The organism is Nonomuraea sp. NPDC050202 (assembly GCF_040656115.1).
GTDB lineage: Bacteria > Actinomycetota > Actinomycetes > Streptosporangiales > Streptosporangiaceae > Nonomuraea.
The window spans coordinates 117,383-138,438 of sequence record NZ_JBFALF010000010.1 but is presented as its reverse complement, the minus strand read 5'-3'; the positions used below and the strand labels follow the sequence as shown (position 1 = coordinate 138,438).

The window sequence follows — 21,056 nt, the reverse complement described above, 5'->3', positions numbered from 1 at the left end:
TCAGCCCTGCGGCGGCGTACGCCGTTCGCGCTCCTCCTGGGAGTACGGCTGGGTCGGCTCCTGGGGCGGGTACGGCGGCCGCTGCTCACCCGTGGTGCCGTTCGTGCCCCCGCCGTAACGGCGCTGCACAGCGTCCGCACCCTTGCTGATCTGGTCGTCGTACTTGTGGCCGGTGCGCTCCTTCACATACCGCTCGGCGCGGTCAAGCACCTGGTCGGCCTGCTTGGAGTGCCCTCTGGCAAGGTTCTCCGCCTTCTTCAGCCAGTCTCCTATGCGGCTCATGGCCAATTCCCCGTTCCTTCAGACTTCGACCCTTGCCCCTACCCTCGGGGCCTTGATTGATGTTTGCCGGGCTCCGGAAGCGAACCCGGGCGCAAGCTGCCGTACTCGCTCAATGACGCCAGGCCCGGCAAGCGGGACGATGCGGGCATGACAGCAGTAGTGCAGGCCGAAGGGCTGACCAAGTACTACGGCAGGCGCCGGGGCCTGGAGGACCTCACACTCGAGATCCAGCCGGGCGAGATCTTCGGCTACCTGGGGCCCAACGGCGCGGGCAAGACCACCACCCTGCGCCTCCTGCTCGACGTGATCAGGCCCACCCGCGGTGCCGTACGCGTGCTCGGGGGCGCCCCGCGCGACCCCGCCACCCGCGCCAGGATCGGCTACCTGCCGGGCGAGCTGGTGCTGGAGGGCCGCGACCGGGCCATCGACTACCTGCGCTTCCTGGGCCGGGTGCGCGGCGGGGTGCCGGCCTCCCGGATCGAGGCGCTGGCCGAGCGGTTCGACGCCGACCTGACGGTGCCGATGCGCAAGCTCTCCAAGGGCAACAAGCAGAAGATCGGGCTGATCCAGGCGTTCATGCACGAGCCGGAGTTCGTGATACTCGACGAGCCGACCATGGGGCTGGACCCGCTGGTGCAGCAGGAGTTCCTGGCGCTGGTGCGCGAGGTGCGCACGTCCGGCCGTACCGTCCTGATGTCCTCGCACGTGCTGGCCGAGGTGGAGAGCGTCTCCGACCGGGTCGGCATCGTGCGCTCGGGGCGGCTGGTCGCCGTCGAGAACATCGCCGCGCTGCGCGAGAAGGCGGTGCGCAGGGTCGAGCTGCACTTCGAGTCGCCCGTGCCGGCCGCCGCCTTCGAGAACCTGCCCGGCGTACGTGACCTGCGCGTCGAAGGGGCCGGCGTGCGCTGCACGATCGACGGCCGCCCCGACGCGCTGATCAAGGCGGCGGCGAAGTTCACGGTCGTCCACCTGGTCAGCGCCGAGCCCGACCTGGAGGAGATCTTCCTGACCTACTACAGCGGCGAGGAGGAGCACGATGATCGCCAGAAGCTTGCGTGACTACCGGCGGATGCTGATCTGGTGGACCATCGGCATCAGCGCCTTCATCGCCCTCTACCTGACCGTCTACGGCAGCATCCGGGAGAGCCCGGAGACGTACGGGCCCGCGGCGGTCGCCAAGTTCCCCGGCCCGCTGCGCGACCTCATGGGCGGCATGACGGACATGGTGTCCGGCGCCGGCTACCTCCAGACGGTCGTCTACCAGCTCTTCGTCCCCATGCTGTTCATCGCCTGCGCGACGCTGCTGGCCAACCGGGCGCTGGCCGGGCCCGAGGAGACCGGCACGCTGGAGCTGGTCGTCACGCTGCCGGTGGACCGGCGGCGGCTCGTGCTCGGCAAGTTCGCCGCGCTGGCCCTGGGCCTGCTCCTGGTGGCCGTCGTGACGCTCGTCGTGGCCGTGGGGATGAGCGCGCTCATGAAGACCGGGGTGCCGTTCGACCGGATCCTGGCCGGGCACACCGGGGTGCTCCTGCTCGGGCTGTTCTCCGGCACCGTGGCGCTGGCCGCCGGCGCCGCCACCGGGCGCAGGCTCGTCGCCTCCGCCGTCGTGGGCGTGTGGGCGGCGGCCGGCTACACCGTGGTCACCGTGGGCCGGTCCGTGGACGCCATCGCCTGGCTGAAGTGGGTCTCGCCGTTCCACTACTACGCCGAGGGCAGGCCCCTGTACGACGGGCTGCCGGTCGGGGACTACCTTGTCCTCGCGGGGGCGACGGCCGTACTCGCGCTCACCGCGGTGCTCGCCTTCGACAGGCGTGACGTAGGAGTCTGATGGCGATCCCCGAGCTGCCCGCCGACCTGCTCAAGGGGCACTGGCAGCGGCTGGCCGGCCACGCGGCGACGGGCCGGTTACCGGACAGGGAGGCGCTGGACGCCTACCGCGCCGACGGCGCCAGGGCCGCCGAGCGGGGGCTGTCGCTGCGGGCCCTGGTCGACGCCGCGCTCGCCGCCGGCGAGGACCTGCCAGGGGTGCTGCCGGTGCTGCGCAAGGCGGTCTCCGCGCTGATGGAGGGGTACGAGGCGGCGCAGCTCGCGGCCATCCGGAGCGAGGAGAGCGCGCGCAGGGAGTTCGTGGACGACCTGCTCCAGGGGCGGGCCGAGCGGCTGGCGGAACGGGCCGAGCACTTCGGGCTGCGGCTGGCCGAGTCGTACGTGGTGACGGTGGCCCGCGGCCTGCGCGACGATCGCCAGGCCCGGGCCGACCGTGGCCTTGACCGGGAGGCTCGTGACCCTGGCCAGGTAGGGCGTGAGGCCGGTCAGGTGGGGCGTGACCCTGGCGGTCGCATCGAGCGCGATCGGGACCGCATCGAGCGCGACCTGATCACCCGGTTCGGCTCCCACAACGTGCTCGTCGCCGTACGCGACGGGCTGCTGGTGTGCGTGGCCCCGGCCACCTTGCCCGCCGCCGTGGGGGAGTTCACCCACCACGTACGCGCCCGCTTCCCGCCTGGCTGGCGCGTCGGCGTCGGCCGCGCGCACCGGGGACCCGGGGGAGTGGTGGCCTCCTACCGGGAGGCGGCGCAGGCCCTGGAGCTGGCCGACGGGCTCCGCCTCAAGATCGACGTGGTCAAGGCCGCCGACCTGCTGGTCTTTCCCGTGCTGCTGCGCGACAGGAGCGCCATCGAGGACCTGGTGCACAGCGTGCTCAGCCCGTTGCTGGAGGCGCGGGGCGGGCACGAGCCGCTGCTGGAGACGCTGGAGGCCATCTTCGCCTCCCACGGCAACCAGACGGCCGCGGCACGGCGGCTGGGGGTGAGCCCGCGGGCGGTGACGTACCGGCTGGAACGCATCCGCCGCCTGACCGGCTTCTCACCCGACGACCCGACCCAGCGTTTCACCCTGGAAACGGCCGTCCTCGGCGCCCGCCTGCTGGGCTGGCCGCCCACGGCTGACCTCCCGTGACATGCGCAGTCGCTCGGGCGGAGGCCGGCCGCTGACGTTCGGCTCGGTCCCTCAGAAGGTGGCTGTGGCCGGGGTGGAGGTCAGCGGGGGCGGCGGCGCTGGGGAGGGCCGGCGTCGGCGGCGATGCGGCATTCTCACCTCCGGGCTTGTGCCAGGACCTTCGTCGGGCGAGGAACATGGCGCGCATGCGCCCTGGTGGGTCGCCGGATCGTCAGCCATTCCGCCCACGTCCCCGGAAGAGATGCGATGACGAACAAGAAGATGCCCCCGGGCGCCGGGTTCAGCTTCGGGATCGGTCTCGGCCTGCTCTTCGGCGCCGTCCTGGGGATCGCCGTGCACGACCTCGCCATCGGGCTCTCGCTGGGTGTCGCCCTGGGCGGGGTCCTCGGCTTCGCCCTCAGCATGTGGAAGAAGGACGACGGTGAATCGTGAGCGGCACGCCCGCGCCTGTCCGAACAAGAAGCGGCTTGTGGTGCGGCAACGTACTGGCCTCGCCGCATGAAAGATCATCAAAGGGCGATGCGCCCTCCTGGGGTGGTGGTCGGCCGCTGACGTACGACTCAGTCGCTCACGGCGAGCCGTACCCCGAACCCCACGATCACCACGCCGGTCAGCCGGTCGAGGAACCGCCGGACGGCAGCCGAGCGCAGGATCCCGCCCATCCACGACGCGAGCCCGATCAGCAGCGCACTCCACACCAGCCCCTCGGCCACGTGCACCCCGGCCAGCGCCAGCCCCATCAGCGCGTGCGGCGCCTCCGCGGGGATGAACTGCGGCAACATGGCCACATAGAACGCGCCCACCTTGGGATTCAGCAGGTTCGTCAGCAGCCCGCGCCGCAACCCCTTGCCGAAGCGCATCTCCTCCTGCTGCTGGGCCTCAGGCAGTTCCCCATGCCTGCTCAGCAGCATGCGCAGCCCCATCCACACCAGGTACGCCGCTCCGGCCCAGCGCAGCACGTCGTAGGCCATCTGAGAGGCGGCCAGCAGCGCCGACAGCCCGGCGGCGGTGAGCACGCCCCAGCAGAGCGTGCCGAGCTGGATGCCCAGCGTCACACCCCAGGCGGGCCGCCGCCCAGCCAGCAGGGACGTACGCAGGACCAGGGCCGTGTCGAGGCCGGGCGTCAGCGTGAGCAGAGCGACCACGGCAGCGAACGACCAGATGGATCCTGCGATGTCCACGCACGTGAGGCTACAACAGGCAATCACCAGATCTCGTTGAATTTCACGACGCCTCAGGCCTTTCGGGACTTCTGCGTCATGACCGGGAGTCGGCTGGGGCAGTGCATGTCAGCCGAAGCCTGGGAGACGTCGAGCGAGGCGGTGGCGGGGTGTGGGGCGGGTCCGGGCCCGGGTGGCGTTGGTCCTGAGGGGAGGGGTTGACTAGGACCATGCATGCCATCATCGTCTCCGCCCCAGGCGGCCCAGAGGTTCTCGAATACGTCGAGCGGCCCGACCCTGTCCCCGGTGACGGGGAGGTCGTGGTCGACGTCGCCGCCAGTGGCGTGAACTTCATCGACATCTACCACCGCTCAGGTGCGTACCCCCTCCCCCTGCCCACCCCCATCGGCTCCGAGGGGGCGGGCACGGTGTCGGCCGTCGGGGCGGGGGTGCGGGACGTGGCCGTGGGCGACACCGTCGCGTGGGCGAACGTGCTCGGCAGCTACGCCGACAAGGCCGTGGTGCCGGCGCACCGGTTGGTGCCGGTGCCGGACGGGGTGTCGGCCGAGGTGGCGGCTGCGACGATGTTGCAGGGGATGACCGCCCACTACCTGACCCACTCCACGCATGAGGTCAAGGAGGGCGACCAGGTTCTCGTCCATGCCGGGGCGGGCGGCATGGGGCAGTTGCTGATCCAGCTCGCCAAGCTCAAGGGCGCCAGGGTGTACACCACGGTCTCCACCAGCGAGAAGGAGAAGCTGGCCAGGGAGGCGGGCGCGGACGAGGTGCTGCGCTACGACGACTTCGCCGAGGCGCTGCGCGGCACGATCGACGTGGTGTACGACGGTGTCGGCAAGTCCACGTTCGACGGCGGGCTGGAGGCGCTGCGTCCGCGTGGCCTCATGGCCCTGTACGGGGCCGCCAGCGGGCCCGTCCCGCCGTTCGACCCTCAGACGCTCAACAAGCAGGGCTCGCTCTTCCTCACCAGGCCCACGCTCGTTCACTACATCGCCGAGCGGGAGGAGTTGCTGCGGCGTGCCTCCGACCTGTTCGGGTGGATCACCGAGGGGCAGCTCGCGATCAACATCTCGCACCGGTATCCGCTGGCCGAGGCGCGGCAGGCGCACGAGGATCTGGCCGCCCGCCGCACCACCGGGAAGCTGCTCCTGATCCCCTGAGAGCCACCCAGGGCAGAAGGCGCCGAAACCGTAGAGCCGGGGGCGTCAGTCGGGCCCTGGGGCTGCAGGGCCGTGGGGCCGTAGGGCTGACGGGGTTGGGCCGGGCCGGGGTGTTCGATTCGCATCCGGACCGGCCCACGGCGGCGCGTGCAGCCCATCAGTCGTCAGCCGAGGCGGGCCAGTGCGCCTGCCTCCAGCGCGACCCAGACCGCCCCGTCCGGCCCGACCGTCAGCCCGTGAGGTTCGGCTTTCCCCTCATCCTCACCCTTTCCGGGCACGCTGGGCACCGGGTGCTCTTCGATGACGCCGTCCACGGTGATGCGCCCGACGCGGTTGGCCGCCCACTCCGTGAACCAGAGGGCGCCGTCGGCTCCGGTGACGATCGCGTGCGGCCGCGCGGCCCGGTCAGGGAGCGGATGCTCGGTGATCTTGCCGGCGGTGTCGATGCGCCCGACCTGCCCCGCCCCGATCTCGACGAACCAGAGGGCGTCGTCGGGCCCGAGCGTGATCCCTACCGGCGCGGCCCCCTCGGTGGGCAGCGGATGCACGGTGATCTCGCCCGCGAGCGAGATGCGCCCGATCGCGTTGCCCTGGTTGAGGGTGAACCAGAGGGCGTCGTCGGGCCCCGCCGTGATGAACGACGGCATGCCGCCCTCCACCGGCACCTCGAACTCGGTCAACGCACCGTCGGCCCCGATCCGCCCGATCTTCGTGGCTTCGAGCTGGGTGAACCACATCGCGCCGTCCGGCCCGGCGGTGATCCCGTACGGCGTGGTCGTCTCGTGGACCGTGAGCCGGCCCTCGGTGGTGATGCGGCCGATGCGCCCGCCCTTGTACTCGGTGAACCACATCGCCCCGTCGGGCCCAGGTGTGATCACCGTCGGCAGCCCGTCGGCCGGGTCGAGCCGGTGGATCACGGGCTCCTCGCCGGGCACCAGCCTGCCGACGCAGCCTTGGTGGACGAGCGTGAACCAGATGGCTCCGTCGGCCGCGGTCGCGATGCCGTACGGCGCACCCGCTTCGATCATGGTCAACATGGATGTCCCCCCGATGGTGGTGGTCGGTGTCGATGGATGCCGGTCGGCGGCGGCCGGGGTCTTGGTCAACGTACGCGCCCTCCGGTCAGCTCGATCTCGGTCCCGCGGAAGCGCCGGACGAGCGCGCGGTCGTGCGAGACCAGGACGAGCGCGCCCCGGTACGCGTCAAGCGCCCGCTCCAGCTCCTCGGCCAGGACCGGCGACAGGTGGTTGGTCGGCTCGTCGAGCAGCAGCAGGTCGTGCTCTCGTGCCAGCAGCCGGGCCAGCGCCAGCCTGCGCCGCTGCCCGACCGACAACGCGCCTGTCTTCTGGTCGAGGGTGTGCGCCCTGAAGAGGCCGGTCTTCAGCAGCGCCGCGCGGCGCTCGTCGGCATGACCCTCCCCGTACGCCTCCAGCACGCTCTGCTCGGGATCGAACGTCACCTCCTGTGCCAGATGACCGACCCTGCAGCCGGCCCGGTCGGCCAGGGCCTGGAGCAGCGTGGACTTGCCTGCCCCGTTGGCGCCCCGGACCAGGAGCCGCTCGCCCTCCCTGATCGTCAGCGACTCGATCCGCAGCCGATCGCCGATCCGCAGGTCGCGTAGCTCCACGAGCACGCGAGCCGCCGCGCCCCCGCCTGCGTCGCCGGACGAGGCTGCGCCGGGGTCACGCCTGGTCGTGCCATCGGCGAAATCGTGGGTGGCCGTGCCTTCGGCGGGATCGTGGATGGTCGTGCCTTCGGCGGGATCGTGGGTGGCCGTGCCTTGGCCGGCCTGCTTCGCCGCGTCGCCGGGGAGGCCGTGCCCGCTCGCCTGCTCGGCCTCGTGCGGCCCTCCAGGGGCCGAGCCCGTGTCGAAGGTGCCGCGGAAGCGGAGCGGGGCCGGTGGGCGGGGCACCGGGTCGGCCTCCAGGCGGCGCAGCCGCTCGTGCGCGTTGCGCACCCGGCTAGCCACCGAGCTCTGCACCCGCCCGGCGTTGCGGTCGTAGGCCATCTTGTTGTTGTCGCGCATCAGCCGGCCGGCGGCCACCCGGTGTGCGGTGGTGGACGCGTATTCGCGGACCTGCCGCACCTCCTCGCACCACGCCGCGTAGGCCTGCTCCCAGCGGGCCCTGGCCGCCGCCTTGGCCGCGAGGAAACCGGTGTACCCGCCTCCGAAGCGGGTGGCGGTGCCGTGCTCGACCTCGACGATCGCCGTGACGACCCGATCGAGGAAGACGCGGTCGTGCGAGACCACGGCAACCGCGCCCCTGTGCTCGCGCAGCCGGGCCTCCAGCCAGGTCAGCGCCGACTCGTCGAGGTGGTTGGTCGGCTCGTCGAGCAGCAGCACGCGCGGCGCGGCGGCCAGCACGCAGGCCAGGCCGAGCCGCGCCTGCTCGCCGCCCGACAGGCTGGACAGCCGCCGCTCGCGGCCCACGCGGGCCAGCCCGAGGCCGTGGAAGGCCCGGTCCACGCGGGCGTCCGCCTCGTAGCCGCCGCGCAGCTCGTACGCCGTGAGCAGCTCGCCGTACTCGTCCATGACCTCCTCGGTCAGCGCGGACTCCAGCTCCCGCATCCTGCGCTCCATGGCCCGCAGGCCGGCCAGCGCGGCGTCGACGGCCTGCTGAACGGTGTGGGTGGGCGGCAGCCCGAGCGTCTGGCCGAGGTAGCCGAAGTCGCCGGCCACCCGCACCTCGCCGTCGTCGGGCCGCTCGACGCCGGCCATCAGGCGCATCAGCGTGGACTTGCCCGAGCCGTTCTCGCCGACGATGCCGACGCGCTCGCCCGGCCCCACGGACAGGGAGACGCCGGTGAGGACGGCGCGATCGCCGTAGGACTTGGAGACTTCGCGGAGACTGATCAGGATGGAACTCCAATCGCAACTGAGGTAGCGTTAGTGTGCCACGTGGGAGAAGTTAATGCAACTGGAGTAGTTTTTGGAGACGAGCAAGCGCCCTGGAGGGCGGAGCGCGCGGGTCCGTGACGCCGTGCGGCAGGCCACGCTCGCCGAGCTGGCCGAGCGCGGTTACCAGGGGTTGACGGTGGAGAGCGTCGCCGAGCGGTCAGGCGTGCACAAGACGACCGTCTACCGGCGCTGGGGCGGGGTCGAGGGGCTGATCTCCGACGCGCTGGAGCTGGCCAGGGACGAGCCGTGGCCCATCCCCGACACCGGCTCCGTCGAGGGGGATCTGCGAGGGGTCGTGCAGCTCGTCCGCAGCGGGTTCGCCGATCCGGAGCTGGGGCCGGTGTCGACGGCGTTCGTGGCGGCGGCCGTACAGGATGCCGCTGCCGCGCGGGCGCTGCACGAGTTCTTCGCGGCCAGGCACGAGCAGTCGGCCGAGGTGGTGCGGCGGGGGATCGCGCGCGGCGAGCTGCCCGACGTCGTGGATCCCAACGAGGTGATCAGGGTGGCGGTCGCGCCCGTCTACTACCGGCTGTTCGTCGCGCACGAGCCGGTGACCGAGCGCGACGCCGACCGCGCCGCCGACGCCGCCCTGGCCGCCGCCCGCGCAGGCGTCCTCTGAGCGCCGCGACCCGTGCCGGTGTGCTCCCAGCGTCGCCGCCCGAGTCCTCGCGCCCGGGCGAACGGGCATCAGGGCTCCTCAAGGTCCCCTCAGGGCTCCTCAAGGCTCGTCAGAGCTCCCAAGGGCCCCTCGGAGCTCCTCGGTCAGGGCTCCTTGCGCCCCCGTAGCTCGAAGTCGTCGAACGTGGCCCTCAGCAACGACTGCCCGTCCTGCGGCGTGCGGGCGAACAGCCCGAGCGTCCCGTTCCCGATCCCGTTCGGATCCTCGACGTCCTGCACCAGCTCGTCGTTCACCCACATCCGCAGCCGCACGGTCGAGCCCGCCTGCTCGCACGCCGCCACCAGCCGCGCCTTGCGGCCAAGGTCGGTCACCTGTACGGGCTGGGCCATCGTCCCGCCCGCCCCGTCCACGATGCGCCGGATCCTGGCACTGCCCTTCGTGTCCAGCCCGAACTCGTAGTAGGTGTCGTCCTGGTCGGAGTTGTGGCAGTAGATGCCATACTCGCCGGACCCGACGGATTTCGTGACGTCGGCGGTGACGGCGATGACGACGGACGAGGGCAACATCGGTGTGGGGCTGGCCGACGGGTCGGGCGTGCCCGTGGGCGTGCTGACCAGGAAGGGGACGGGCGCCTTGGCCCAGCGTTCGTCGCGGCCGCCGTCCCACTCCGCGTCCAGCCCGTACGTGCCGTCCGCGCGGTATCCCTGGCTGGTGGTGTCCTCCGGGTCGTACACGCCGCTCCAGCCGCCGGAGGTCTGCGTGAAGTCCTCCCGGAAGAGCACGCCCATGTCGTCGGGCGGCCCGCCGGGCACGAGCAGGGCCCACGCGGCCACGCCCCCGGCCACCAGGACCGCGGCGGCCGCCGCCAGCGCCCCGTACAGCCGCCCGCGGTGTGCCCGCTTCCCGGCGACCGCGACCGGCGAGCCGGACGTGTAGGGAGTCGTCTGCCAGGCCACCTGGACGGTGTGCGCCGCCTGCTCCGGCGCCGCCGCCCGCCCGACGAGGTGGTCGAGCAGCTGCTGCGCGGTGGGCCGGGTGGCCGGGTCCTTGCGCAGCGCCGCCGCGACAAGCTCGCGCAGGCCGGGCTCGACGGCGTCGAGGTTCGGCTCGCTGTTGAGCACCTGGTAGACGATGGAGGGCAGGGTGTCGCCGCCGAACGGCGCCCGCCCGCTGGCCGCGAACGCCACCAGGCAGCCCCACGAGAACACGTCGCAGGCGGGGGAGACCGGATCGCCCCGCAGCACCTCGGGGGCCATGTAACGGGGCGTGCCGACGATCTCGCCGGTGCCGGTGACGCCGCCGAGCGTGTCGAGCGCCCGCGCGATGCCGAAGTCGATCACCCGGGGGCCGACGGGCGACAGCAGCACGTTCGACGGCTTGAGGTCGCGGTGCACGACCCCGGCGGCGTGGATGGCGGTGAGCGCGGTGGCCACGCTCACGGCCAGCGCGTCGAGGCTGGAGCCGCGCAGGGGGCCCGACCGGCGTACGGCCTCCTCGAGGTTGGGGCCCGGCACGTACTCGGTGACCACGTAGAGCTGGTCGCCGTCCAGCGCGGCCTCGATCACGGCTGCCGTGCAGAACCTGCGCACCCGCTGAGCCGCGTCCGCCTCCCTGCGGAAGCGCATGCGGAACTGCTCGTGCTGGCTGAGCTCGGGGTTGATCACCTTGACGGCGACCCGTTGCCCAGCGGCATCCTCGGCGAGATGCACCGTGCCCATCCCGCCCCGCCCGAGCACGCCAAGCAGCCTGTAGCGCCCGATGTGGGAGGTTTCACCGCTCACGGCGCGCTAGCTTACCGATGCGGGGCTTCCCGCCGCAGATCCAGCGCCAAGACACGCGTACGGGGCCCGGGGGCAACGGCCGGCGGCGCCATCCTGGCCAGCGGATGACCTCCACGATCAGCCGGTTTCAATCCTCCTGCCAGGCGCGTACGGCATGCACGGACGGCAGCCCCTTCCCGGGCGACACCACCAGCACGCGGCACCCCGCCGCCCGGGCCGCCGCGATCCCCGCCGGGCTGTCCTCGATGGCCACGCACCGCGAGGGCGCGGCCCCGAGCCGCCGGGCGGCCTCCAGGTACGGGTCGGGCCACGGCTTGCCCCGCTCCGTGTCCTCGTTGGCGATCACCAGGTCGAACGCGTGCCCGAGCCTGGGCAGCACCAGCTCCACGATGCTCCGGGGAGAGGCGCTGACCAGGGCGGTGGGGACGGCGCCGGCGGCCAGGCCGGCCAGGAGCTCGGGCGCTCCCCGCACGACCGTCAGGTCCCGGTGGATGCGGTCGGCGAAGGCGTCGGTGAGGGGGCCGGTCAGCTCGGGCGAGCCGAGGTAGGCGGCCACGTCCTCGATCGTGCGGCCGTGGACGAAGGGCAGGTCCACGGCCGTGAGCGGGCGTCCCGCGACGGAGGCGACGGACTGCCACCACAGCCCTTCGGTGTCCACCAGGGTGCCGTCCATGTCCAGCAGGACGGCCGCCGGTTCAGACCGCATCGGCGGCCACGACGGGGGCGGGGGCGGTGACGGTGCGGGCCGCCACCAGGACGGGCCGCTCCACCAGGCGCACCGTGACGCGCGCGCCGGGGCCGAGCCTGGCCGCCTCGTGGCCGGGCACGTCCGCGAGCACCTCGCCGCCCTCCACGGCGAGCCTGAGCCGTACGGAGGCGCCGCGGAACGAGGCCGCCAGCACCTCGGCGGGCCCGTCCTCGACCGGGACGACCTGCACGGCTTCCGGACGGATCAGCACGTCCACGGACGGATCCGCGGGAACGGGGCCGTCCACCGGGAGCAGCTGGCCGAGCACCGTCACCTGGTCGCCGGAGACCCGCCCGGCCAGGTGGTTCATGGTGCCGACGAACTCCGCCACGAACGGCGTGGCCGGCCGGTCGTACACCTCGGCCGGCGCTCCGACCTGCTCAAGGCGCCCGTCGCGCAGCACCGCGACCCGGTCCGCGACCGACAGGGCCTCCTCCTGGTCGTGGGTGACGAAGATGGTGGTGATGCCCAGGTCGAGCTGGAGGCGGCGGATCTCCTCGCGCAGCGCGACCCGCACCTTGGCGTCCAGCGCCGACAGCGGCTCGTCCAGCAGCAGCACGCGCGGCTCCAGGGCGAGCGCGCGGGCCAGCGCGACGCGCTGCTGCTGGCCGCCGGAGAGCTGGTGCGGGTAGCGGCCGGCGTGGGCGGGCAGGCCGACGAGTTCGAGGAGCTCGTCCGCCCTGGCCCGCCTGATGGCCACGGGGACCTTGCGCACGCGCAGGCCGAAGGCGACGTTGTCGCGGGCGTTCAGGTTGGGGAACAGGGAGTAGGACTGGAAGACCATGCCCGCGTCCCGCTTGTTGGCGGGGACGTCCGTCACGTCCTTGCCGTCCACCAGCACGGCCCCCGAGTCCGGCCGCTCGAACCCGGCCACGCAGCGCAGCGCCGTCGTCTTGCCGCAGCCCGAGGGGCCGAGCAGGGCGACGAACTCCCCGGGCGCGACGACCAGGTCCAGGCCGTCCAGCGCGACCGTCCTGCCGAACGTCCGCCGCAGCGCGCGGAACTCCACCGATGCGGTCATTTCCCTTTCTCCTTGCTGAAGATGGTGGACACCGCGAGCAGCAGCAGCCAGATGAGCAGCAGGCTCAGGATCGACACCGCGACCGAGAGCTGTCCCTTGGAGCCCGACACCGTCACGATCCACACCGCGAACGGCTCGTAGCCGAGCAGGCTGGCGACGGTGTACTCGCCCAGCACCAGCGCCAGCGTCAGGAACGACGCGCTGGCCAGGGCCGAGCGCAGGTTGGGCACGATGACCCGCACCAGCACGTACGGCCACGACGCGCCGAGGTTGCGGGCCGCCTCGACCAGCGTCCGCACGTCCATGGTGTGCAGCCCCGCGTCCAGCGACCGGTAGACGAACGGCAGCACCAGCACCACGTACGCCAGCACCAGCACCACGGGGAACGCCGGGTCCTGCACGGCGATCAGCGTGGCCCAGAACGGGGTGGGGGCCAGCAGGTCGGTCCCGCCGCGCAGCGCCGTGCCGATCCCCGCCACGAACGTGATCGGCGGCACCACCAGCGGCAACGTGCACAGCACCTCCATGACGGGCCGCAGCCGGGGCGCGAAGAGCCGTACGGCCAGCATCGCCGGCAGCGCCAGCAGCAGCACGACCACGATCGTGGCCAGGGCCAGCCCGAGCGAGAGCGACAGCGACCGGACGAAGCCGTCGGCCGTCAGCAGCTCCCCGTAGGCGGACAGCGACACGCCGGCGGTGGGCGTGTGGATCGTGTACCAGAAGGCGGTCCCCAGGGGGACCAGGAAGTAGGCGGCGGCCGGCAGGAAGACCAGCCCGCGCCACGCCCTGGGCCGACGCGGCGCGGCCCCCGAGACCCGTTCCAGGCCGGTCAGTGCAGCCATCGGGAGGTCCTCCTCTGCAGCGGCAGGTAGATCGCCATGACCAGCCCGGCCACCACGACCATGTCGAGGCTGAGCGCCAGCGCGATGTTCTCGTAGCCGACCAGCACGTCGCCGGTCAGCGCGCTGGCGATCTTCAGCGTGACGAGCGGGACGACGGTGCCGACCATGGCGTTCGCGGTGGCGTAGGCGGAGAAGGCCCCGCCGAACAGCAGTACCACGCCGCCCAGCATGGCCGGCGCCAGCACGGGCAGCGCGACGAAGCGCCAGTAGTGCCAGGCGGTGGCCCCACTGCTGGCCGCCGCCTCACGCCACTGCGGGCGCAGCCCGTCCAGCGCCGGGGCCATGGCCAGCACCATGAGCGGGATCGAGAAGTACAGGTAGACCACGACCAGCCCCCAGAACGTGTAGAGGGAGCCGGAGGGCAGCCCGACCAGGCCGCTGACCACGCCGGAGTTGCCGAGCGTGGCGATCCAGAAGAACGCCAGCGGCACCCCGCCGAAGTTGGCCAGCACGCCGGAAGCGGTCAGCACGGCCTCGCGCAGCATCGTGCTGCGCGAGGTGACGACGGCGTGGGCGAGGAACGTGCCGAGCACGGCCCCCAGCAGCGCCACCACGGCCGACAGCCGCACGCTGCCGAGCAGGGCGGTGAGGTAGCCGCCCTGCAGACTCTGCGACAGGTTGGCCAGGCTGGGCCGCCCCCGCGCGGTGAACGCCCCCGCCACCAGCACGATGGCGGGGACGCCGAACACGAGCGCGAAGAACGCCAGCAGCGGCAGCGCCCCCACCCATCCACGCGAACGAGAGCGGCTCATCCCGAGATCGCGGTGTCCCAGCCGGCGGCCAGCTTGGCCTTGGCCGCGTCGACCTGCTCGGTCGTCGGGAACGCGGGCTCGCCCTCCACCGAGGGCAGGTTGGCGGCCAGCGCCTTGTCCACGGTGCCGTCGGCGGTCATCGCGGGCAGCAGGACGGGGCGGGCGAAGCCCTTGAGGTAGAGGTTCTGGCCCTCGGCGCTGTAGAGGTACTCCTGCCACAGGCGGGCGGCGGCCGGGTGCGGGGCGTCCTTGTTGATGGCCTGGGCGTACATCTGGAAGTACTTGCCGTCGGCGGGCACGTTCACCTTCCAGTCGATGCCCTTGGCGGTGAGCTGGGGCGCGTAGGCGGCGTTGTTGTAGTCCCAGTCGATGCTGATCTTGGTCTCGCCGTTCTCGATGGTGGCGGGCGTGGTCTCGACCGGGTTGTAGTTGCCCGCCTCCTTGAGCTTCTTGAAGAAGTCGATGCCGGGCTGGATGTCGTCGAAGGAGCCGCCGTTGGCGATGGCGGCGGCGTACACGCCGGCGAAGGCCGAGCCGGACTCGGTGGGGTTGCCGTTCATCGCGACCTGCCCCTTGTACTCGGGCTTGAGCAGGTCGGCGAAGCTCGTCGGGCAGGTCTTGATCTTCTTGGCGTCGCAGCCGATGGACACGTAGCCGCCGTAGTCGTTGACCCAGAGCCCCGTCGGCTCCTTCTGGCCCTCGGGGATCTGGTCGAACGTCTGCACCTTGTACGGCGCGAACAGGCCCTCCTCGGCCCCGCTGATCGCGAACGACTGGCCGAGGTCGAGCACGTCGGGCGCGCGGTCCTGGCCCTTGCGCGTCTTGACGGCGTTGATCTCGTCGGCGCTGGCCGCGTCGGGGGTCTCGCTCTCGATCTTGATGCCGTACTTGGCCTGGAACTTCTCGATGATCTCGCCGTAGTTGGCCCAGTCGGGCGGCAGGGCGATGACGTGCAGGGCGCCCTCCTTCTTGGCCGCCTCGACCAGCTTGTCGAAGCCGCCGAAGTCCGCGGCGGAGGTGGCGGTGGCGGCGTTCACCCCGCCTGGCGAGGCCTGGGTGGTCTGCTGGGTGCTCGGGGCGGCGCCGCACGCCGCGGTGACTACGGTAAGGGCTGCGACAATGCCGGCCGCTCGGGCGCGAGGTGTGAACACGACGCCTCCACTTTCCAGGGGGTATGTCAAGAACGTAGGAGAACTTGTACAAACAAGCGAGCCCAAGTAAGTCGCATCAATGTTGCTCTTCAGTGAATGGGAAGGATCGGGGATGGTTGCGCGCTATGAACGGATAGCCGATGAGTTGCGGGACGAGATCCTGTCCGGCGCGCATCCGGTCGGTTCCCAGCTCCCCAGCGAGGCCGAGCTGGCCGAGCGGCACGGCGCGGCCCGCGGCACCGTACGCCAGGCGATCGCCGTGCTGGCCGCCGAGGGGCTGGTCGGCTCCCGGCAGGGCGCCAGGCGGATCGTGCTCGGCAGGACGCGCAGCCAGAGCTTCGCCGAGCTGCACAGCTTCGCGCAGTGGGCGCGCGCGAACGGCTGCCGCTACGGCGGCCAGGTGATCGCCCAGCGCCGGCGGGCCGCCCGCGGCCCCGAGCCCGCCAGGCTGGGCTCGGCGCAGGTGCTGGAGGTGCTGCGCGTGCGCACGCTGGAGGGCGAGCCCGTGCTGCTGGAACGGACGGTGTACGCCGAGTGGGTGGCCGGCGCCGTCGAGAAGCTGCCCGCCGACTGCGAGTCGGTCACCGAGGCGCTGTACGAGTCCATCGGCCTGGTGTTCGCCTACGGCGAGCACCTCATCGACGCGGTGCCCGCGGGGGCCCAGGACGCCCGCCTGCTGGGGGTGCGCCGGGGCAGCCCGCTGCTGCGCCAGCGCAGGACCACGACCACCCATGAGGGCCGCCCCGTGGAGACGTCCGACGACCGTTACCGCGCAGGCAGCGTGGCCTTCAGCATCCGCAACTCGATCGGCGCCAACCCGCTCGTACGGCAGGCGGGCGACTTGCGTTTCGGCGCCGGAGAACATATGTTCGAGTCATAGCGCCCGCCTTCCCCCGGGTGGCTCAGCATACGGACCAGAGCCGCGGGGAGAAGCGTCTTGAGCAGACTCTATGGCGATCCGATAGAGGTGTGGACCCGAGACGGGGAGCCGACCCAGTTCGTCTGGCGCGACCGGCTTTACCTCGTCCGCCGCGTCCTCGACCAGTGGGTGGTCGCGCGCGAGTGGTGGAAGACCGGCGAGGGCGACCCCGGCGAGCGCCAGTTCTGGCGGGTGGAGGCCAGCCCGGGCCGCGAGGTGGGCTCCTACGAGCTGCGTTACGACACCGCCGGCAACGGCTGGCTGCTGCTGAGGGCGTGGGACTGATGGCGCCCCCGTTCCCGCACCTCGACGTGTGCTCCGCCTACTCCATGCGCTACGGCACCGCGTTCCCGCGAGCGCTGGTGAACCGGGCGGTGGAGCACGGGATGGACATCCTCGCGCTGACCGACCGCGACGGCCTCTACGGCGCGATCAAGCACGCCCAGGCGTGCGCCGAGGCCGGCATCGCGCCGGTGCTCGGCGTGAACCTGGCGCTCGACGCCCCCGCCCCGGCCTTCACCCCGGTGCCGGGGGCCCGCGCGCCGCGCCCGCGCACCGGCCCGGACGCCGAGGACCGCGTCACCGTGCTGGCCCGCGGCAAGGGCTGGTCGCGCCTGTGCCGCCTGGTCACGGCCGCCCACCACACGGGGGAGCGCGGCGCGCCCAAGGTGACCCGCGAGCTGGTCGGCGAGTGGGCGGGTGGGCCCGGCGGCGATCACGGGTTCGGCTCGGAGGACGGGCTCGTGGTGCTGCTCGGCCCCAGGTCCGACGTGGGCCGCGCGGTGGCCGAGCGGCGCGACGAGCACGCCAGGGCGCTGCTCGGCATGTGGCGGGCGGCGGTGCCCGGCGTGGTGATCGAGCTGGTCGACCAGTACGGCTTCCGCGACGCGACCACGGCCGTGCGCATGCTCGGCCTGGCCGAGTCGGCGGGGGTGCCGGCGATCCTGACCAACGCCGTACGCTACCTCGACCCCGCCGACCATCAGGTCGGCGACGTGCTCGACGCGGCCCGCCAGCTCGTCCCGCTGCACCCGCGCCACCTGGAGCGCACCACCTCCCACGCCTACCTCAAGAGCACCAAGGAGATGTGGCAGGTGGCGGCCAAGGTGTGCGGCGCGGACCAGGAGCGGGTGGCCAGGCTGCTGTTCACCACCAGGCGGCTGGCCGAGGCGTGCGCGATGGAGCCGCTCGACCTGCTCGCGCTCCGCAACGACCCGCCCGGCCTGCACCTGCCGGAGATCGGCCGCGACCCCGTGCCGCTGCTGCGCCACCGGGTCGAGGACGGCCTGTTCCGGCGCGGCCTCGACCGCTCCGCCGACGCCAGGGACCGGCTCGGCGACGAGATGGCCATCATCGAGCGCAAGCGCCTGTCCGGGTACTTCATCGCCGTGGCCGGCATCACGGACATGATCCGCGGCATGGGCATCCGCTGCGCCATCCGCGGCTCCGGCGCCGGCAGCCTGGTCAACTACCTCATCGGCATCGGCGAGGTGAACCCGCTCGACCACGGCCTGCTCATGGAGCGCTTCCTGTCGGAGGGCCGCATCGGGCTGCCCGACATCGACGTGGACGTCGAGTCGGCCCGCCGCCTCGACTGCTACCAGGCCATCTTCGACCGCTACGGCGAGTCCCGCGTGGCCTGCGTGTCCATGATGGAGACCTACCGGGCCCGCAGCGCCATCCGCGACGTCGCCGGGGCGATGGGCCTGCCGCCGCACGAGATCGACGCCATCGCCAAGGCGTTCCCGCACATCAGGGCCAGGCAGATCACCGCGTCCCTGGAGGACCTGCCCGAGCTGCGCGAGAGCAGGCTCGGCGAGGCCGGGCTCGACCGGGTGTTCCGGCTGGCGGAGAAGCTCGACGGCCTGCCCAGGCACATCGCGCTGCACCCGTGCGGCGTGCTGATCGGCAACGCCGGGCTGCGCGACCGCACGCCGGTGGAGCGCAGCCTGCTGGAGTTCCCGATGTCGCAGTTCGACAAGGACGACGTGGAGGAGGCGGGGCTGCTCAAGCTCGACGTGCTGGGCGTGCGGATGCAGTCCGCGCTGGCGTACGCGCTGAGCGAGATCAAGCGCGTGGACGACGTCGCGGTCGAGCTCGACACCCAGAGCGGCGACGACCCCGCCAAGCAGTACGTGCCGCACGACGACCAGGACACCTACGACATGATCTGCGCCTCCCGCACCCTCGGCTGCTTCCAGATCGAGTCGCCGGGGCAGCGCGAGCTGGTGGCCAAGCTGGAGCCGCGCAGGATGCACGACCTGATCGTGGACATCTCGCTGTTCCGGCCGGGGCCGGTCAACTCCGACATGGTCACCCCCTACCTGGAGGCCAGGCACGGGTGGCGGCAGCCGTACTATCCGCACGAGCGGCTGCGGGAGGCGCTGAGCGAGACGCACGGCGTCGTCGTCTTCCACGAGCAGGTACTGAAGATCATCTCGGTGATGACCGGGCGCGACCTGTCGTACGCCGAGAAGCTGCGGCGCACGCTCGACACACCCGAGGGGCGGGCCAGGGTACGCAGGGCGTTCGTCCCCCTGTCCAAGGCCAACGGGTTCGACGACGCGGCCGTGGAGCGGGCCTGGCAGGTGCTGGACGCGTTCGGCTCGTTCGGGTTCTGCAAGGCGCACGCGGCGGCGTTCGCGCTGCCCACGTACCAGTCGGCCTGGCTCAAGCGGCACCACGCGGCGGCGTTCTTCGCCGGGGTGCTCACGCACGAGCCCGGCATGTACCCGCCGAGGGTCATCATCGACGAGGCCAGGCAGTGCGGGGTGAAGATCCTGCCGCTGGACATCAACAAGTCGGGCAAGGACTGGCAGGTGGAGCGGCTCGGGCCGCGCGTCCAGGTCCGCGTGCGGCCCGCCGAGCTGGGCTCCCCGGACGACGCGCGGCGGCGGGTCAGAGACTTCAAGATCGGCGACATCGGCAGGGGGTACGCGCTGCGGGTGCCGTTCTCGGCGATCAAGGGCGTGAGCGAGGCCGAGGTCGAGCGGATGGTGGCGGGGCAGCCGTACACGTCGCTGGCCGACTTCTGGGACCGCGCCAGGCCCTCGCGGCCCACGATCGAGCGGATCGTCCAGGTCGGCGGCCTCGACGCGCTGCACGACCTGCACCCGGGCGGGCACCAGCGCTGGCGTCCCGGCGAGCTCACCAGGCGCGACCTGATCGCCCAGGTCGGCGCGCTCGACCGGGCCTCGGCGATCGGCGTGCAGGCGGGCCCGCGCAAGTCCAGGCGCTACAACTCCCACATGGATCTCTCCAGGAACGCGGCTCCCCCGGCGGCACAGCTTCCGCTCGGGTTCGGCGAGAGGCTGTCGCCGGGGGAGCTGCCCGAGATGACGGAGACGGAGATGGTCGAGGCCGAGCTGGAGATCCTCGGCATCGACGTCAGCCGGCACGTCATCAGCTTCCAGGACGAGCTGCTCGACGCGCTGGGGGTGGTGCGTTCCAGAGACCTGCTCGCCCAGCGCAACGGGGCGGAGATCCTGGTCGCCGGGGTCAAGGTGGCCACCCAGACGCCGGCCGTGCGCTCGGGCCAGCGCGTCATCTTCACCACGCTCGACGACTCGACGGGGCCGGTCGACCTGACGTTCTTCGAGTCGGTGCAGGGGCGGTGCGCGTCGATCGTGTTCGGCTCGTGGCTCATGCTGGCCAGGGGGGTGGTCCGGCGCACGGGGACGCGGGCGGTGTCGCTGCGGGCGGTCGACTGCTGGAACCTCGCCGACCTCGACGCGCTGTGGCGCTCGCGGGGCATCGAGGCGGTGCGCGCCGTCGTCGAGCGGGCGCCGGAGGAGCTGGCGGGGGTCGGCGGACGCAAGATCGAGTACGCCAACGGCTTCCGCCTCTCGCCCTACTCCGACCTCGGCCCGGCCATCACCGCCAACCCGCCCAGGCAGCTCTGGCACGCCAGCCCGGGCAGCTCCGGGCCCACGGCGGCCTAGCTCGTACGTCCCATCGCCGTGGACCCCGGGGCGGGCTGCGGTGCCTGCGGCGAGAAGGTCCGTACGGTGCCGGCCTCGACGGGACGGGCCGAGCGGGCCGCCCGCTGCAGCCGGGTCAGCTCCCGCACGGTGCAGGCGCACAGCAGGGCGGCCACCGAGGCGCAGGCCAGCTCCGGCACCCCCACCCCCGTCAGGTCGCCCGCGGAGGCGCCGAGCGGGAGCCGGATCGTCACCAGGGCGAGCGCGGCCAGCCAGGCCGCCCACCACCCCGCCAGCAGCGCCAGCCACCGCCCGCGGCGCCCGGCCGGCGGGCGGGTGCCGCGCCAGATCTCGTCGACCAGCACCGCCGGCGCGATCAGGTTGACGCCGGGAAGCAGCCAGGCCGCCGCGACGGGGCCGGTCGCGGCCGAGCGGTCGTTGGCCTGCCTGGCGCGTACGAGCCAGGTCACGTAGGCGGCAGCGGCGGCGATCGTGGTGCCGGCCACCAGCATCATCAGCACCGCGAACATCGTCACCGCCCCGACCACGGCCTCGGCGTCGGCGCCCTGCGGACGTCCGCCGAAGGCGGCCAGCTCGGCGGCGAGCCGGCGCCCGCGCGACAGCTCGAAGCTCACGAGAGCGCCGAGGGAGAGGATCTGGGCGGTGAGCGTCACGTAAACGGCAGAGGCGGCTCTGGCGGGCGATGCCTGGGTGTAGCGCACGTTGATCTCCCCCCGGGCCATGCGCTGAGGTTCTGATTCACTTG

Annotated in this window: 20 protein-coding genes; 9 read left to right on the top strand and 11 right to left on the bottom strand. The window is 72.4% G+C overall.

Annotated features, from left to right (window positions below; all coding sequences use genetic code 11):
* Complete coding sequence (locus AB0I79_RS26810; protein ID WP_357877827.1) at positions 1-282, bottom strand: antitoxin; 282 nt, start codon at positions 280-282, stop codon at positions 1-3.
* 147 nt (positions 283-429) lie between these two features.
* On the opposite strand from AB0I79_RS26810, the gene AB0I79_RS26805 reads away from it, so the two are divergent.
* From AB0I79_RS26805 to AB0I79_RS26790, 4 genes are all read left to right on the top strand, one after another.
* A complete protein-coding gene (locus AB0I79_RS26805) occupies positions 430-1,341 on the top strand; it encodes an ABC transporter ATP-binding protein (protein ID WP_357877824.1) in 912 nt (303 codons plus the stop codon).
* Entirely contained in the window at positions 1,319-2,110 is a 792-nt protein-coding gene (locus AB0I79_RS26800; protein ID WP_357877821.1) for an ABC transporter permease subunit, read from the top strand. The genes AB0I79_RS26805 and AB0I79_RS26800 overlap by 23 nt, the downstream gene beginning before the upstream one ends.
* Positions 2,110-3,240: a helix-turn-helix domain-containing protein gene (locus AB0I79_RS26795; protein ID WP_357877818.1), complete on the top strand. Its 1,131-nt coding sequence runs from the start codon at positions 2,110-2,112 to the stop codon at positions 3,238-3,240. The genes AB0I79_RS26800 and AB0I79_RS26795 overlap by 1 nt, the downstream gene beginning before the upstream one ends.
* Positions 3,241-3,486: 246 nt before the next feature.
* Positions 3,487-3,672, top strand: coding sequence for a hypothetical protein (locus AB0I79_RS26790; RefSeq protein WP_357877815.1), 186 nt, complete (start codon positions 3,487-3,489; stop codon positions 3,670-3,672).
* A 128-nt stretch (positions 3,673-3,800) separates the two neighbouring features.
* Here AB0I79_RS26790 and AB0I79_RS26785 read toward each other — a convergent pair whose 3' ends face one another.
* Positions 3,801-4,421, bottom strand: coding sequence for a LysE family translocator (locus AB0I79_RS26785; RefSeq protein ID WP_357877812.1), 621 nt, complete (start codon positions 4,419-4,421; stop codon positions 3,801-3,803).
* 209 nt (positions 4,422-4,630) lie between these two features.
* On the opposite strand from AB0I79_RS26785, the gene AB0I79_RS26780 reads away from it, so the two are divergent.
* Positions 4,631-5,578 (top strand): quinone oxidoreductase, encoded by a 948-nt coding sequence (locus AB0I79_RS26780; protein ID WP_357877809.1) that lies wholly within the window; start codon positions 4,631-4,633, stop codon positions 5,576-5,578.
* Positions 5,579-5,742: 164 nt separating this feature from the next.
* Here AB0I79_RS26780 and AB0I79_RS26775 read toward each other — a convergent pair whose 3' ends face one another.
* Together AB0I79_RS26775 and AB0I79_RS26770 are read right to left on the bottom strand one after the other, a co-directional pair.
* Positions 5,743-6,615 carry a virginiamycin B lyase gene (locus tag AB0I79_RS26775; RefSeq protein WP_357877806.1) on the bottom strand — a complete coding sequence of 291 codons (873 nt, stop codon included), beginning with the start codon at positions 6,613-6,615 and terminating at the stop codon, positions 5,743-5,745.
* 65 nt (positions 6,616-6,680) lie between these two features.
* Entirely contained in the window at positions 6,681-8,432 is a 1,752-nt protein-coding gene (locus AB0I79_RS26770; RefSeq protein ID WP_357878265.1) for an ABC-F family ATP-binding cassette domain-containing protein, read from the bottom strand.
* Positions 8,433-8,508: 76 nt separating this feature from the next.
* Between AB0I79_RS26770 and AB0I79_RS26765 the strand changes: the two genes are divergently transcribed.
* On the top strand, positions 8,509-9,096 hold the full coding sequence (locus tag AB0I79_RS26765) for a TetR/AcrR family transcriptional regulator (RefSeq protein ID WP_357877803.1): 588 nt from the start codon (positions 8,509-8,511) through the stop codon (positions 9,094-9,096).
* A gap of 143 nt (positions 9,097-9,239) precedes the next feature.
* Here the strand turns inward: AB0I79_RS26765 and AB0I79_RS26760 are convergent, their stop codons facing one another.
* The 6 genes from AB0I79_RS26760 to AB0I79_RS26735 form a co-directional block, all read right to left on the bottom strand.
* Positions 9,240-10,877 (bottom strand): serine/threonine-protein kinase, encoded by a 1,638-nt coding sequence (locus AB0I79_RS26760; protein ID WP_357877800.1) that lies wholly within the window; start codon positions 10,875-10,877, stop codon positions 9,240-9,242.
* A 127-nt stretch (positions 10,878-11,004) separates the two neighbouring features.
* Positions 11,005-11,583: an HAD family phosphatase gene (locus tag AB0I79_RS26755; RefSeq protein WP_357877797.1), complete on the bottom strand. Its 579-nt coding sequence runs from the start codon at positions 11,581-11,583 to the stop codon at positions 11,005-11,007.
* Positions 11,573-12,646 carry an ABC transporter ATP-binding protein gene (locus AB0I79_RS26750; RefSeq protein WP_357877794.1) on the bottom strand — a complete coding sequence of 358 codons (1,074 nt, stop codon included), beginning with the start codon at positions 12,644-12,646 and terminating at the stop codon, positions 11,573-11,575. Before AB0I79_RS26750 ends, AB0I79_RS26755 begins: the two co-directional genes overlap by 11 nt.
* A complete protein-coding gene (locus tag AB0I79_RS26745; RefSeq protein ID WP_357877791.1) occupies positions 12,643-13,488 on the bottom strand; it encodes an ABC transporter permease subunit in 846 nt (281 codons plus the stop codon). The genes AB0I79_RS26750 and AB0I79_RS26745 overlap by 4 nt, the downstream gene beginning before the upstream one ends.
* Positions 13,476-14,300, bottom strand: coding sequence for an ABC transporter permease subunit (locus AB0I79_RS26740; RefSeq protein ID WP_357877788.1), 825 nt, complete (start codon positions 14,298-14,300; stop codon positions 13,476-13,478). The genes AB0I79_RS26745 and AB0I79_RS26740 overlap by 13 nt, the downstream gene beginning before the upstream one ends.
* Complete coding sequence (locus AB0I79_RS26735; protein WP_357877785.1) at positions 14,297-15,451, bottom strand: ABC transporter substrate-binding protein; 1,155 nt, start codon at positions 15,449-15,451, stop codon at positions 14,297-14,299. The genes AB0I79_RS26740 and AB0I79_RS26735 overlap by 4 nt, the downstream gene beginning before the upstream one ends.
* Positions 15,452-15,563: 112 nt before the next feature.
* On the opposite strand from AB0I79_RS26735, the gene AB0I79_RS26730 reads away from it, so the two are divergent.
* From AB0I79_RS26730 to dnaE, 3 genes are read left to right on the top strand one after another with little or no spacing between them, the layout of a single operon-like run.
* Entirely contained in the window at positions 15,564-16,331 is a 768-nt protein-coding gene (locus tag AB0I79_RS26730; RefSeq protein WP_357877782.1) for a GntR family transcriptional regulator, read from the top strand.
* Positions 16,332-16,388: 57 nt separating this feature from the next.
* Positions 16,389-16,655, top strand: coding sequence for a DUF6504 family protein (locus tag AB0I79_RS26725; protein WP_253759025.1), 267 nt, complete (start codon positions 16,389-16,391; stop codon positions 16,653-16,655).
* Complete coding sequence (gene dnaE / locus AB0I79_RS26720; protein ID WP_357877779.1) at positions 16,655-20,311, top strand: DNA polymerase III subunit alpha; 3,657 nt, start codon at positions 16,655-16,657, stop codon at positions 20,309-20,311. The genes AB0I79_RS26725 and dnaE overlap by 1 nt, the downstream gene beginning before the upstream one ends.
* On the opposite strand, the gene AB0I79_RS26715 is transcribed toward dnaE, so the two are convergent.
* Entirely contained in the window at positions 20,308-21,033 is a 726-nt protein-coding gene (locus tag AB0I79_RS26715; RefSeq protein WP_357877776.1) for a DUF4328 domain-containing protein, read from the bottom strand. The two genes, dnaE and AB0I79_RS26715, sit on opposite strands and share 4 nt — an antisense overlap.
* Between the last annotated feature and the right edge of the window lie 23 nt (positions 21,034-21,056).

Bases quoted from the DNA above. Each gene is read 5' to 3' on its own strand.
- AB0I79_RS26800 (WP_357877821.1), top strand. From the start codon at position 1,319: ATGATCGCCAGAAGCTTGCGTGACTACCGGCGGATGCTGATCTGGTGG.
- AB0I79_RS26755 (WP_357877797.1), bottom strand. From the start codon at position 11,583: ATGCGGTCTGAACCGGCGGCCGTCCTGCTGGACATGGACGGCACCCTG.
- AB0I79_RS26810 (WP_357877827.1), bottom strand. From the start codon at position 282: ATGAGCCGCATAGGAGACTGGCTGAAGAAGGCGGAGAACCTTGCCAGA.
- AB0I79_RS26745 (WP_357877791.1), bottom strand. From the start codon at position 13,488: ATGGCTGCACTGACCGGCCTGGAACGGGTCTCGGGGGCCGCGCCGCGT.
- AB0I79_RS26790 (WP_357877815.1), top strand. From the start codon at position 3,487: ATGACGAACAAGAAGATGCCCCCGGGCGCCGGGTTCAGCTTCGGGATC.
- AB0I79_RS26795 (WP_357877818.1), top strand. From the start codon at position 2,110: ATGGCGATCCCCGAGCTGCCCGCCGACCTGCTCAAGGGGCACTGGCAG.
- AB0I79_RS26740 (WP_357877788.1), bottom strand. From the start codon at position 14,300: ATGAGCCGCTCTCGTTCGCGTGGATGGGTGGGGGCGCTGCCGCTGCTG.
- AB0I79_RS26805 (WP_357877824.1), top strand. From the start codon at position 430: ATGACAGCAGTAGTGCAGGCCGAAGGGCTGACCAAGTACTACGGCAGG.
- AB0I79_RS26730 (WP_357877782.1), top strand. From the start codon at position 15,564: ATGGTTGCGCGCTATGAACGGATAGCCGATGAGTTGCGGGACGAGATC.
- AB0I79_RS26750 (WP_357877794.1), bottom strand. From the start codon at position 12,646: ATGACCGCATCGGTGGAGTTCCGCGCGCTGCGGCGGACGTTCGGCAGG.
- AB0I79_RS26780 (WP_357877809.1), top strand. From the start codon at position 4,631: ATGCATGCCATCATCGTCTCCGCCCCAGGCGGCCCAGAGGTTCTCGAA.
- AB0I79_RS26775 (WP_357877806.1), bottom strand. From the start codon at position 6,615: ATGTTGACCATGATCGAAGCGGGTGCGCCGTACGGCATCGCGACCGCG.
- AB0I79_RS26715 (WP_357877776.1), bottom strand. From the start codon at position 21,033: ATGGCCCGGGGGGAGATCAACGTGCGCTACACCCAGGCATCGCCCGCC.
- dnaE (WP_357877779.1), top strand. From the start codon at position 16,655: ATGGCGCCCCCGTTCCCGCACCTCGACGTGTGCTCCGCCTACTCCATG.